Source organism: Xanthomonas sp. SHU 166 (genome assembly GCF_000364685.1).
Classification (GTDB): Bacteria; Pseudomonadota; Gammaproteobacteria; order Xanthomonadales; family Xanthomonadaceae; genus Xanthomonas_A; species Xanthomonas_A sontii.
The window spans coordinates 1-12,040 of record NZ_AQOJ01000226.1; the positions used below are offsets into that span (position 1 = coordinate 1).

Annotated in this window: 13 protein-coding genes and 1 pseudogene; 13 read left to right on the forward strand and 1 reads right to left on the reverse strand. The window is 68.3% G+C overall.

The window, feature by feature from the left end; genetic code table 11:
• Window positions 1–219: pseudogene (locus D180_RS07415) on the forward strand (alpha/beta hydrolase); the annotation flags it as partial.
• 100 nt (window positions 220–319) lie between these two features.
• Here D180_RS07415 and D180_RS07420 read toward each other — a convergent pair.
• Complete coding sequence (locus tag D180_RS07420) at window positions 320–1,216, reverse strand: hypothetical protein (RefSeq protein WP_017907442.1); 897 nt, start codon at window positions 1,214–1,216, stop codon at window positions 320–322.
• Between the two features lie 283 nt (window positions 1,217–1,499).
• On the opposite strand from D180_RS07420, the gene D180_RS07425 reads away from it, so the two are divergent.
• The 12 genes from D180_RS07425 to D180_RS07480 all read left to right on the forward strand — a co-directional run.
• On the forward strand, window positions 1,500–2,234 hold the full coding sequence (locus D180_RS07425; protein ID WP_017912298.1) for a YebC/PmpR family DNA-binding transcriptional regulator: 735 nt from the start codon (window positions 1,500–1,502) through the stop codon (window positions 2,232–2,234).
• An 82-nt stretch (window positions 2,235–2,316) separates the two neighbouring features.
• Complete coding sequence (gene ruvC / locus D180_RS07430) at window positions 2,317–2,913, forward strand: crossover junction endodeoxyribonuclease RuvC (RefSeq protein WP_226975086.1); 597 nt, start codon at window positions 2,317–2,319, stop codon at window positions 2,911–2,913.
• 124 nt (window positions 2,914–3,037) lie between these two features.
• Window positions 3,038–3,622: a Holliday junction branch migration protein RuvA gene (gene ruvA, locus D180_RS07435; RefSeq protein WP_010344317.1), complete on the forward strand. Its 585-nt coding sequence runs from the start codon at window positions 3,038–3,040 to the stop codon at window positions 3,620–3,622.
• 130 nt (window positions 3,623–3,752) lie between these two features.
• Window positions 3,753–5,594, forward strand: coding sequence for a potassium transporter Kup (locus tag D180_RS07440; protein ID WP_225851637.1), 1,842 nt, complete (start codon window positions 3,753–3,755; stop codon window positions 5,592–5,594).
• 182 nt (window positions 5,595–5,776) lie between these two features.
• A complete protein-coding gene (ruvB, locus tag D180_RS07445) occupies window positions 5,777–6,814 on the forward strand; it encodes a Holliday junction branch migration DNA helicase RuvB (protein ID WP_017912299.1) in 1,038 nt (345 codons plus the stop codon).
• A 39-nt stretch (window positions 6,815–6,853) separates the two neighbouring features.
• Window positions 6,854–7,327, forward strand: a complete 474-nt coding sequence (ybgC, locus tag D180_RS07450; protein ID WP_043090611.1) for a tol-pal system-associated acyl-CoA thioesterase — start codon at window positions 6,854–6,856, stop codon at window positions 7,325–7,327.
• Window positions 7,324–8,100 carry a protein TolQ gene (gene tolQ / locus D180_RS07455; protein ID WP_017907448.1) on the forward strand — a complete coding sequence of 259 codons (777 nt, stop codon included), beginning with the start codon at window positions 7,324–7,326 and terminating at the stop codon, window positions 8,098–8,100. Before ybgC ends, tolQ begins: the two co-directional genes overlap by 4 nt.
• 37 nt (window positions 8,101–8,137) lie before the next feature.
• Window positions 8,138–8,575, forward strand: a complete 438-nt coding sequence (tolR, locus tag D180_RS07460; RefSeq protein ID WP_017907449.1) for a protein TolR — start codon at window positions 8,138–8,140, stop codon at window positions 8,573–8,575.
• Window positions 8,576–8,621: 46 nt separating this feature from the next.
• The gene (tolA, locus tag D180_RS07465) at window positions 8,622–9,566 is read left to right on the forward strand and encodes a cell envelope integrity protein TolA (protein WP_173003373.1); all 945 of its coding nucleotides are present in this window, start codon (window positions 8,622–8,624) and stop codon (window positions 9,564–9,566) included.
• 171 nt (window positions 9,567–9,737) lie between these two features.
• Window positions 9,738–11,057 carry a Tol-Pal system beta propeller repeat protein TolB gene (tolB, locus tag D180_RS07470; RefSeq protein WP_017912301.1) on the forward strand — a complete coding sequence of 440 codons (1,320 nt, stop codon included), beginning with the start codon at window positions 9,738–9,740 and terminating at the stop codon, window positions 11,055–11,057.
• Window positions 11,058–11,125: 68 nt separating this feature from the next.
• Window positions 11,126–11,644, forward strand: a complete 519-nt coding sequence (gene pal / locus D180_RS07475; protein ID WP_010344309.1) for a peptidoglycan-associated lipoprotein Pal — start codon at window positions 11,126–11,128, stop codon at window positions 11,642–11,644.
• A gap of 6 nt (window positions 11,645–11,650) precedes the next feature.
• A partial coding sequence (locus D180_RS07480; RefSeq protein ID WP_043090612.1) for a YbgF trimerization domain-containing protein occupies window positions 11,651–12,040 on the forward strand: 390 nt, incomplete at its 3' end.

Here is a 12,040-nt window from a genome sequence, read left to right on the forward strand (position 1 = left end):
GAGGTCGGCATGGTCGCCGGCACCGTGGCGCGCGGGCTGGGCGCACGCTTTGTCGCGCTGGGGCCGGAGTCCGACGGCAGCGTGGCCCTGGCCGAGACCCGCGTGCCCGGCCTGGGCGATCACTGCCAGGTTCGCGCCAGTCACAGCGGCCTGCTGTTCTCGGCGCAGGCCGCGCAGCAGACCGCCGCCTTCCTGCGCGACGGCCGCTTCGCCGCCTGAGCCGGTCGCCAGACATCGAGCGTCCGGCGGCGGCGGTGGCTGGCGCCGCGTCGCGGTGTCCGCGCGACCGCCTTGGTGCCGGCACAGGCGATGCCGCCGCTTACGGCGTCACGAAGGTCTTCAGCCAGTCCAGCGTGGGGTTGAGCGCCCAGGCGGCGGTGCCGCTGCGGTAGTTGCCGTCGACCAGCACGCCCGTGCACTGGGTGCCTGGATAGCCGCCGAAGCCCATGAAGCAGTGGTCGGCGTAGAGGTCCTGCACCTCCCGGTCCTTGACGACGTACCAGCCGCTGCCGTTGCTGCGGAAGCACGACTGCTGCCCGTCGCAGCGCAGGCCGGTGACCAGTTGCGCCTGGGTGCGGGCGACGTTCTCGGTGCCGCCGACGAACATGTCGCGCTCGCCGTTGATGATGCGCAGGCGATCGGACGGCAGGCTGTGGTTGCCGTCGGCGATGCAGGAGGCCAGGTTGTAGTAGGCGGTGTAGGTCGTACCGGTGCCCTGGCCGAACGAGGCGGCGACCCGGGGATCGTAGTCGTGCGCCAGCACCGAGATGATCGAGCCCTGGCTGAGCCCGCCGGTCACCACGCCCTTGGAGCAATCGGCCTTGTCGCGGGCGCAGAGCTGGGCGATGGCGCTGTTGATGTTCTGCGCGTCGAAGATGGCCTTGGCGCGGTTGCCGATGACGCCGCAGCTGCCGAAGCTGGCGTTGTCGTACTCCACCGAGGCCGCCACGAAGCCCTTGGCCGCGGCGGCATTCACCGCGGCCATCGCCCAGTTGCTCTGGTAGTTCTCGCCGGTCCCGCCGATATGCACGTAGACCGGGTACTTGCCCGTCGCGCGGGGTTCCTGGCCGCTGATCGCATAGGTGGTGACGCCGGCGTTGTAGCGGCCCCGGAAGGCATCGGTCTGGGCGCTGGCCAGGCCCGGGGCGGCAAGGGCGAGCAGGCCCAGGCAGCGCAGGGCCAGCGACAGGAACGGGGCGGGGGTGGTGCGGGACATGAGGGATCTCCTTTCGGTGCGATGGAAAGCGGGCGCGACTTACGGGTTCAGCCTCCAGGTGGGGCGTGACAGTTCTGGCAGCGATGTGGCGCGCATGGGTAGACAGTCCGCCAAGGTTCGACCGGCAGCACGGGCCGACGTGCGCTGGAGTGGGCGCCGGCCGGGGAACGGGCGGCATGCGCCGGTCGCACGCGCGGTCGGTCGTCGGCGCGGCCGGGCCGCGGGATGTGCGCGGCATCAGGTAAAATCCGCGTCTTGTCCTTACAACTGTCCGGAACGCCCCATGGGTAGAGGCCCCTCGATCGAAGCCCGCAAGAACGCATCCGATGCGAAGCGCGGCAAGATTTTCACCAAGATCATCCGCGAGATCGGCGTCGCCGCGCGCGCCGGCGGCGGCGATCCGTCCAACAACCCGCGGCTGCGCGTGGCGATGGACAAGGGGCTGGCCTCGAACATGTCCAAGGACGTGATCGAGCGCGCGATCAAGAAGGCCACCGGCGAACTGGAAGGCGTGGAGTACGAGGAAGTGCGCTATGAGGGCTATGCCCCGGGCGGGGTGGCGGTGATCGTCGACTGCCTGACCGACAATCGCGTGCGCACCGTGGCCGACGTGCGCCACGCCTTCAGCAAGTGCGGCGGCAACATGGGCACCGACGGCTCGGTGGCCTTCATGTTCAAGCGCCTGGGCGTGCTCAGCTTCGCCGCCGGCGCGGATGAGGAGAAGATCACCGAGGTGGCGATCGAGGCCGGCGCCGACGACATCGTGGTCTACCCCGAGGACGGCGCGATCGACGTGCTGACCGCGCCGGAGGCGTTCCAGACGGTCAAGGACGCCATGGACGCGGCCGGCCTGTCCGCCGACCACGCCGAAATCACCTTCCGCGCCGACAACGACATCGCCGTGGACGGCGATACCGCGGTGCAGGTGCGCAAGCTGCTGGACATGCTGGAAGACCTGGACGACGTGCAGAACGTCTATTCCAACGTCGACCAGGCCGCGCTGAGTGACGGGGGCTGACATCATGAAACCCGGGGCCCGGGGCCCAAGACCCGGAACCCGGAGCGGCGTCGTGCCGGTGCCGGAGGCATCGCCGACGTCGATGGCTGCCACGGGCATCTCTGCTCGCACGGGCGCTGCTTTTACGATTCCCGATTCCCGATTCCCCAATCCCGGCTCTACCCGCATCCTCGGCATCGACCCCGGCTCGCAGCGCACCGGCGTGGGCATCATCGACGTGGACGCGGCCGGCCGTACCCGCCACGTGCACCACGCGCCGCTGGTACTGCTCGGCGAGGGCGACTTCGCGCTGCGGCTCAAGCGCCTGCTGCACGGGCTGGACGCGCTGATCGAGGAGTACCGGCCGCAGGAAGTGGCGATCGAACGCGTGTTCATGGGCAAGAGCGCCGACGCGGCGCTGAAGCTCGGCCATGCCCGCGGCGCGGCGATCTGCGCGGCGGTGCTGCGCGAACTGCCGGTGCACGAGTACGCGGCGAAAGAGATCAAGCTCGCCGTGGTCGGCAAGGGCGCGGCAGAGAAGCAACAGGTGCAACACATGGTCGGTCTCATGCTGAGCCTGACCGGCAAACTTCAGGCCGACGCCGCCGACGCACTGGCCGTCGCCATCACCCATGCCCACGTGCGCGCCACCGCGCAGCGCCTGGGCGTCAGCACGCAGCAGGCGTGGAGTAGAAAATGACAAAGGCTGGGAATCGGGAGTCGGGAATCGGGAATCGGAACAGCAGAAGCGGTGAAGCGGTCCTCCGCTTTTTCCATTCCCCATTCCCGTTTCCCCATTCCCCGCGTCTCGCACGAGGCGCCCAATGATCGGCCGTCTGCGCGGGATCCTGGCCTACAAGCAGCCGCCGTGGCTGGTGATCGACGTGGGTGGGGTGGGGTATGAGCTGGAGGCGCCGATGAGCACCTTCTACGACCTGCCCGACGTCGGTCGCGACGTCATCTTGTTCACCCACTATGCGCAGAAGGAGGACAGCGTGTCGCTGTACGGCTTCCTGCGCGAGGGCGAGCGGCGGCTGTTCCGGGACGTGCAGCGGGTCAGCGGCATTGGCGCGAAGATCGCGCTGGCGGTGCTGTCCGGGGTCAGCGTCGACGAGTTCGCGCGGCTGATCACCGCCGCCGACGTCACCGCGCTGACCCGCATCCCCGGTATCGGCAAGAAGACCGCCGAGCGCATGGTGGTGGAACTGCGCGACCGCGCCGCCGACTTCAGCGGCGGTGCGCCGGTGACCGGACAACTGGGTACCGACGCGGTCTCCGAGGCCACGGTGGCGCTGCAGCAGCTCGGCTACAAGCCGGCCGAGGCGGCGAAGATGGCGCGCGACGCCGCCGCCGACGGCGACGAGGTCGCCACGGTGATCCGCAAGGCCCTGCAGGCGGCGCTGCGCTGACCTCGGGTCGGCTCGGCTTCCCGCTCTTTCTTCACGTTCTGGCGCTACTCTTCCCACCATGTCCAGCTCCTCCAGTTCCGCCGCCCGCCCGGGCAGCCACGATCCGCACGCCAAGACGGGCTTTGGGGTGATGCTGACCGCCATCGGCGTGGTCTTCGGCGACATCGGCACCAGTCCGCTGTACACGCTCAAGGAAGCGTTCTCGCCGCACTACGGGCTGACCCCGGACCACGACACCGTGCTGGGCATCCTGTCGCTGGTGTTCTGGGCGCTGATGCTGGTGGTCACGGTCAAGTACGTCACCGTGATCATGCGCGCCGACAACGATGGCGAGGGCGGCATCATGGCGCTGACCGCGCTGGCCCAGCGGACACTGCCGGGCGGCTCGCGCTCGATGTACGTGGTCGGCATCCTCGGCATCTTCGGCGCCTCGCTGTTCTTCGGCGACGGCGTGATCACCCCGGCCATCTCGGTGCTGTCGGCGGTGGAAGGCCTGGAGGTGGCCGCGCCCAAGCTGGAACCGTTCGTGGTGCCGATCACCCTGGTGGTGCTGGGCATGCTGTTCATGGCCCAGCGCTACGGCACCGAGCGGGTGGGCAAGGCGTTCGGGCCAATCACCCTGGTCTGGTTCGTGGCGCTGGGCGCGATCGGCGTCTACAACATGACGCGCGCGCCGGAAGTGCTGCACGCGCTGAACCCGTGGTGGGGCGTGCGCTTCTTCGCCGAACACAACTGGCACGCGGTGTTCGTGCTCGGTGCGGTGGTGCTGGCGGTGACCGGCGGCGAGGCGCTGTACGCGGACATGGGCCATTTCGGCGCCAAGGCGATCCGCCGCTCGTGGCAGTGCGTGGTGCTGCCGATGCTGACCCTGACCTACCTGGGGCAGGGCGCGCTGGTGCTGCGCGATCCTGCGGCAGTCAGCAACCCGTTCTACGAGGCGGTGCCGGAGTGGGCGCTGTACCCGATGATCGTGCTGGCCACCGCGGCCACGGTGATCGCCTCGCAGGCGCTGATCACCGGCGCCTACTCGGTGGCCAGCCAGGCCATGCAGCTGGGCTACATCCCGCGCATGCACATCCGCCACACCTCGCACTCCACGATCGGCCAGATCTACGTGCCGGCGGTGAACTGGTGCCTGCTGGCGCTGGTGGTGGTGGCGGTGATCGGCTTCGGCGACTCCACCTCGCTGGCCACCGCCTACGGCGTCTCGGTCACCGGCACCATGCTGATCACCACCGTGCTGATGGTCATCTATGCGCGCGCCAACCCGCGCGTGCCGGCGCCGCTGCTGTGGCTGTTCGCGCTGGTGTTCCTGGCGGTGGACTGCGCGTTCTTCTACGCCAACATCATCAAGTTCCTGGACGGCGCCTGGTTCCCGCTGCTGCTGGGCCTGATCCTGTTCACCCTGATGCGTACCTGGCGCCGCGGCCGCAAGCTGCTGCACGACGAGATCCGCAAGGACGGCATCAAGCTCGACACCTTCCTGCCCGGGCTGATGCTGGCGCCGCCGGTGCGCGTGCCCGGCACCGCGGTGTTCCTGACCGCCGACCCGATGGTGGTGCCGCACGCGCTGATGCACAACCTCAAGCACAACAAGGTGCTGCACGAGCGCAACGTGTTCCTGACCGTCGAAACCCTGCAGGTGCCGTACGCGGCGGCCGGGCAGCGGCTGAAGATCGACGCGATCGGCGACGAGTTCTATCGCGTCTACGTGCGCTTCGGCTTCATGGAGACCCCGGACGTGCCGCTGGCGCTGATGCGCTCCTGCGACCAGGGCGGGATCTACTTCGACCCCATGGACACCACCTATTTCGCCAGCCGCGAGACCATCGTGGCCAGCGCCAACCGCGGCATGCCGATCTGGCGCGACAAGCTGTTCGCGGTCATGCACCGCAACGCCGCCCCCGCCACCGGCTTCTTCCGCATCCCCGGCAACCGCCTGGTGGAACTGGGCGCGCAGGTGGAGATCTGAGGCCGCGACGGTGTCGCGGCCTTGGGAATGGGGAAGCGGGAATGGGGAATAGGGAAAGGCAACGGCCGCGGCGTTCGGCCTGAAACCAGGCGGCGACCATCAAAGTAGGCGCCAGCCGTGCCGCCAACCGCTACTATTGTCCGCTCGATTCCCCATTCCCGATTCCCCATTCCCGGCTTTCCATGGACCGCATCATCGCCAGCAGCGCCACCCGCGAGGATGACGCGGCCGAGGCCAGCATCCGCCCCAAGCGGCTGGACGACTATCTCGGCCAGCAGCCGGTGCGCGAGCAGCTGTCGATCTACATCGAGGCGGCCAAGGCGCGCGGGGAGGCGATGGACCATGTGCTGATCTTCGGGCCGCCGGGCCTGGGCAAGACAACGCTCAGCCACGTCATCGCCAACGAGCTCGGGGTCAATCTGCGGGTCACCTCCGGCCCGGTGATCGAGAAGGCCGGCGACCTGGCCGCGCTGCTGACCAACCTGCAGCCGCACGACGTGCTGTTCATCGACGAGATCCACCGCCTGTCGCCGGTGGTCGAGGAAGTGCTGTATCCGGCGATGGAAGACTTCCAGATCGACATCATGATCGGCGAGGGCCCGGCCGCGCGCTCGATCAAGATCGACCTGCCGCCGTTCACCCTGATCGGCGCCACCACCCGCGCCGGCCTGCTGACCGCGCCCTTGCGCGACCGCTTCGGCATCGTCCAGCGCCTGGCCTTCTACACCCCGGACGAGTTGGCGCAGATCGTGCGCCGCTCCGCCAGCATCCTCGGCATCGCCTGCAACGCCGATGGCTGCGCCGAGATCGCGCGCCGCGCGCGCGGCACCCCGCGCATCGCCAACCGCCTGCTGCGGCGGGTCCGCGACTTCGCCCAGGTCCGCGCCGGCGGGCAGATCGACCTGGCCGTGGCGCAGGCCGCCACGCAGATGCTCAAGGTCGACGCCGAGGGCTTCGACGAGCTGGACCGGCGCATGCTGCGCACCATCATCGAGTACTTCGACGGCGGCCCGGTCGGCGTCGAGTCGCTGGCCGCCTCGCTCTCGGAGGAGCGCGGCACCCTGGAGGACGTGATCGAGCCTTACCTGATCCAGCAGGGCTACCTGATCCGCACCGCCCGCGGCCGCATGGCCACCAACAAGGCCTATCTGCACTTGGGCCTGCAGCCCAAGCACCGGGAATTGGGAATCGGGAATGGGGAATCGGGGGCGCTGTTCTAGGATGTTCTGGTTACCCAGCTATCGACAGGAGCGCCGCTCTTGACCGCCGATTCCCCATTCCCCGTTCCCGATTCCCGGCTATTCAGTTGGCCGACACGCGTCTACTGGGAAGATACCGACGCCGGTGGCGTGGTCTACCACGCGCGCTACGTGGCCTTCCTGGAGCGGGCGCGCACGGAGTGGTTGCGGGCGCTGGGGTATGGTCAGGAGCGTCTGCGCCTGCAACACGATCTGGTGTTCGCGGTGCGCGCGATGCAGCTCGACTTCCTGCGCCCGGCACGCCTGGACGATTCCCTGCAGGTCGGCGTCGCGCTGTCGCAATGCAAGCGCGCCAGCCTGGTGTTCGCGCAGTCGATCCGCCGCGACGACGGGGAGCTGCTGTCGTGCGCGCAGGTGCGGGTGGCCGCGCTCAGCGCCGGCAGCTTCCGCCCGCGCGGCATGGACGACGCGCTGCACGATGCATTGAAAGTTCTTGAAATCACTGAAGCCGAATTACTGAGGAACGACGGATGATCGCATTGCTCCTGGCCCTGCAGGACACGGTGGTGGAGGCGCTGCCGCAGGACGTGACCCAGACCGCCACCCAGGCCGTCGCCAGCACCGCCGCCCATGGCGGCATCAACTACCTGGACCTGATGGTCAAGGCCAGCCTGCCGGTCAAGGTGATCGTGCTGCTGCTGCTGCTCGGCTCGCTGATCAGCTGGGTCATCATCTTCCGCAAGGGCAAGGTGTTCAAGGACGCCAACCGCGAGGCCGACGACTTCGAGAACCGCTTCTGGTCCGGCACCGACCTGAGCAAGCTCTACGCCGGCGCCACCGACCGCAACCGCGTGGTCGGTGGCCTGGAGGCGATCTTCGAGGCCGGGTTCCGCGAGTTCACCCGCCTGCGCGACAAGCGCCGGCTCGATGCGCGCATCCAGCTGGAAGGCGCGCAGCGGGCGATGCGCGCGACCTACGCGCGCGAGGTCGACCGCCTGGAGCGCAACCTGGAACTGCTCGCCAACATCGGCTCCACCGCCCCGTACGTGGGCCTGGTCGGCACCGTGTTCGGCATCATGGTGACCATGCACGACATGATCAACAGCGGCCAGCAGGCGGGCATCGCCGCGGTCGCGCCGGGCATCTCCGAGGCGCTGTTCGCCACCGCCATCGGCCTGTTCGTGGCGATCCCGGCGGTGTGGGCCTACAACCGCTTCACCACCCGGGTCGAGCGCCTGGCCGTGCGCTTCGAGACCTTCTCCGAAGAGTTCAGCTCCATCCTGCAGCGCCAGGCCAGCGGCGACTGAGCGTCGCCCGCCTGTCCACGACTCCCAGGATTCCCGCATGACTGCCGCCATTTCCCGCCGCAAGCGCCGCAAGCTCAAGTCCGAGATCAACGTCGTGCCGTACATCGACGTGATGCTGGTGCTGCTGATCATCTTCATGGTCACCGCGCCCTTGCTCAGCCTGAGCGTGGACGTGGACCTGCCCGATTCCACCGCGCGCTCGGTGGAGAGCAAGAAGGATCCGGTGATCGTCACCGTCGACGCCGAAGGCCGCTACACCCTGACCCTGCAGGACGGCAAGCCGGAGAAGATCGCCGCGCCGGAGCTGAAGGCGAAGATCCAGGCCTTCGTCGGCCAGAACAAGGACGTGCCGGTGTTCGTCGCTGCGCCCGGTACCTCGAACTACCAACTGGTCATGGACACCATGGTCATGCTGCAGCAGGCCGGGGTGCCCAAGGTCGGCCTGATGAGTCAGCCCGGAAACAATGCACGCTGAAGCCGAAAACCGACCGCCGCTGGCCAGGGGCGACAACGACGGCCTGATGTACGGCATCGCGCTGGCGGTGGGCGTGCACGTGCTGATCGCGCTGCTGTTCTTCCTGGCCTGGTGGTGGTCGCCGGTGCGCCAGGTCGAACCCGCCGCCGGTTCGCCGATGGTCGAGGCCTCGCTGGTGGTCTCGGCCGCCGACGTGCGCTCGGCGCAGAAAGCGGTGAAGGACGCGCCCAAGCCCTTGCCCGAGCCGCTGCCCGAACCGGTCAAGGACGTCGCCGAAGAAGACACGGTGCCGCCGCCGCAGCCGCTGCCCACGCCCAAGCCGCAGCAGGCGCCGACCCCGCAGCAGCAGAAGGCGCAGGACTTCGTCCCGGTGCCCGACAAGGTCGACCAGGACCGCGCCACCCGCACCGCGATCTCCCAGGAAAAGGAGAAGCAGGAGCAGGAGGCCAAGCGCCGCCAGGAACAGATCGACCTGACCGAGCAGAAGCGTCAGCAGGAGGCCGAGCAGAAGCAACGCCTGGCCGCGCAGCAGGAAGAGGAGCGGCAGAAGAAGATCGCCGACATCCGCAAGCAGCGCGAGAAGCTGGAGCGCGAGGCCCAACTGGCGCAGCAGAAGCTGCAGCAGATCGCCGACCTGAACGCCAAGAAGGCGTCGGCGGCCGCGGCCACCACGCCGCAGCAGGCGCCGGGCCAGAACGGCACCAATACCGACCTGCAGGCCAAGTACGCCGCCGCGATCCAGCAGGCGGTGCTGAGCCAGTGGGTGCGCCCGGACTCGGTGCCGCTGGGGCAGAAGTGCAAGATCTCGATCACCCAGATCCCAGGTGGCCAGGTCATGCAGGCCAAGGTCAGCCCCGACTGTCCCTATGACGAGGCCGGCCGCCGCTCGATCGAGGCCGCGGTGCTGCGCGCCCAGCCCTTGCCCTACCGTGGTTTCGAGACCGTGTTCGCGCGCAACCTGACCTTCAACTTCACCGCCCAGGACCAATGAGCCCGGCGGCTGACGCCGCGTTGCGCGCGCCCCAGCCATCCACCCGACATGCGATGGGCGATAATGTGCTGCGTCCTGCCATCGGCTTCACATGGCGATGGTTCATGATTGCGAATACGTTCACCCGCGCATTGCTATCTCTTGCGCCTTTCCGATCCTGCTGAGCGACCCATGAAGAAACTGCCGCGCTGGCTTGCCGTTCTCACCGCCCTGTTGCTGCCTCTCGCCGCGTCCGCGCAGGACAAGGGCCTGGAAATCGACATCGTCGGCGGCAATGCCTCGGCGACCCCGATCACCGTCGTGCCGATGCCGTACCAGGGATCGGCGACCCCGCCGAGCACCGACGTCGCCGCGGTGGTCCGCGCCGACCTGGATCGCTCCGGCCAGTTCCGCAACCTGCCCGAATCGCAGATCGTGGAGCGCCCGACCCGCGGCAGCGAGGTGCAGTTCGCCACCTGGCGTGCGCTGAAGCAGAGCTACCTGGTCGTCGGCCGGGTGATGGACGCCGGCGAGGGCGCCTACCGCGTCGAGTACGAACTGTTCGACGTGGGCAAGGGCGAGCGCATGCTCGGCCTGGCCATGACCGCCCGCGCCAACGCCATGCGCGACGTCGCCCACCAGATGGCCGACGCCATCTACGAGAAGATCACCGGCGTGCGCGGCGCGTTCTGGACCCGCATCGCCTACGTCACCGCAAGCGGCAAGGGCGGGGCGATGCGCTATGCGCTGATGGTCGCCGACTCCGACGGCTACAACCCGCAGACCATCGTCCGCTCGGCCGAGCCGCTGCTGTCGCCGAACTGGAGCCCGGACGGCAAGAAGCTGGCCTACGTGAGCTTCGAGCGTGGCAACTCGTCGATCTACATCCAGGACATCGCCACCGGTGCGCGCCAGCTGGTGTCCAGCTTCCGCGGCATCAACGGCGCCCCGTCGTTCTCGCCGGACGGCAAGAAGCTGGCGCTGGCGCTGTCGCGCAGCGGCAACCCGGAGATCTACGTGATGGACCTGGGCAGCAAGCAGCTGACCCAGCTGACCAACCACTTCGGCATCGACACCGAGCCGACCTGGGCGCCGGACGGCAACAGCATCTACTTCACCTCCGACCGCAGCGGCCGTCCGCAGATCTACCAGGTGCCGGCCACCGGCGGCAGCGCCACCCGCATCACTTTCCAGGGCAACTACAACGCGACCCCGAGCGTGTCCTACGACGGCAACAAGCTGGTCGTGGCCCAGGGCAGCGGCAACACCTACAAGATCGCGATGATGGACCGCAGCCTGGGTTCGCCGCGCTGGAGCACGCTGTCGACCGGTTCGCTGGACGAGTCGCCGAGCTTCGCCCCCAACGCCAGCATGGTGCTGTATGCGGCGCGTGAAGGCGGCCGTGGCGTGCTGTACGCGGTCTCGGCCGATGCCCGCGTGCGACAGCGCCTGGTGCTCGCCGATGGCGACGTGCGCGAGCCGTCCTGGTCGCCGTATCGCACCGCACGTTGACATGTAAGTTTGGTGTTAATATTTCGCTGTTGAACCCCTCATCGGCCCAGGAGCCACAAGGTATCGCCATGAACAAGACCACCCGCGTTCTGCTTGTTTCGCTGTTGTCCGTTGCAGCTCTGGCCGGCTGCGCCAAGAAGGTCAAGGAACAGCCCCAGACCGACACCACCGGCACCACCGGTACCACCGCCCCGACCGGCCCGTCGACCTCCGGTCTGTACGGCCCGGGCGACCTGGACACCGATTCCTGCCTGCGTCAGCGCGTGGTCTACTTCGACCTGGACAAGGACACCGTGAAGCCGGAGTTCCAGGCGATCATGGCCTGCCACGCCAAGTACCTGCGTGACCGTCCGTCCTCGCGCATCACCCTGCAGGGCAACACCGACGAGCGCGGTTCGCGCGAGTACAACATGGGCCTGGGCGAGCGTCGTGCCAACGCCGTGTCCTCGGCGCTGCAGGCCAACGGTGGCTCGGCTGCGCAGCTGACCGTGGTCAGCTACGGCGAAGAGCGTCCGGTCTGCACCGAGTCGAACGAGTCCTGCTGGTCGCAGAACCGTCGCGTCGAGATCGTATACACGGCGCAGTAAGAAAAGATGCGTATCGGTGTCCTTACATCGATGATCGTCGCGGCGGCCCTCGTGGCCGCCGCGCCGGCTCATGCGCAGCGCGCAAGCCTGGCCGACCGCGTTTCCGCGCTCGAGCAGCAGGCCATGAATACCCAGGCCAACACCGACATCCTGAACCAGCTCAACCAGCTGCGGACGCAGATGCAGTCGATGGAAGCCACGATCGAACAACTGCAGCACAGCAACGACCAGCTCAAGCAGCAGATCAAGGACCAGTACCTCGACCTGGATGGCCGCGTGGGCCGGCTGGAGAGTGGTGCAGGGGCGGGGGCGACGCCGTCGCTGCCGCCGGCCAGTGGCACCGCACCGGCTGTCGCGCCGGCCGCGCCTGGAGGCAAGCCGTCCGCCGTCGCCGAG

Bases quoted from the DNA above. Each gene is read 5' to 3' on its own strand.
- ruvB (WP_017912299.1), top strand. From the start codon at position 5,777: ATGGACCGCATCATCGCCAGCAGCGCCACCCGCGAGGATGACGCGGCC.
- tolR (WP_017907449.1), top strand. From the start codon at position 8,138: ATGACTGCCGCCATTTCCCGCCGCAAGCGCCGCAAGCTCAAGTCCGAG.
- ruvA (WP_010344317.1), top strand. From the start codon at position 3,038: ATGATCGGCCGTCTGCGCGGGATCCTGGCCTACAAGCAGCCGCCGTGG.
- tolA (WP_173003373.1), top strand. From the start codon at position 8,622: ATGTACGGCATCGCGCTGGCGGTGGGCGTGCACGTGCTGATCGCGCTG.
- tolB (WP_017912301.1), top strand. From the start codon at position 9,738: ATGAAGAAACTGCCGCGCTGGCTTGCCGTTCTCACCGCCCTGTTGCTG.
- pal (WP_010344309.1), top strand. From the start codon at position 11,126: ATGAACAAGACCACCCGCGTTCTGCTTGTTTCGCTGTTGTCCGTTGCA.
- ruvC (WP_226975086.1), top strand. From the start codon at position 2,317: ATGGCTGCCACGGGCATCTCTGCTCGCACGGGCGCTGCTTTTACGATT.
- D180_RS07420 (WP_017907442.1), bottom strand. From the start codon at position 1,216: ATGTCCCGCACCACCCCCGCCCCGTTCCTGTCGCTGGCCCTGCGCTGC.
- D180_RS07425 (WP_017912298.1), top strand. From the start codon at position 1,500: ATGGGTAGAGGCCCCTCGATCGAAGCCCGCAAGAACGCATCCGATGCG.
- D180_RS07440 (WP_225851637.1), top strand. From the start codon at position 3,753: ATGCTGACCGCCATCGGCGTGGTCTTCGGCGACATCGGCACCAGTCCG.
- tolQ (WP_017907448.1), top strand. From the start codon at position 7,324: ATGATCGCATTGCTCCTGGCCCTGCAGGACACGGTGGTGGAGGCGCTG.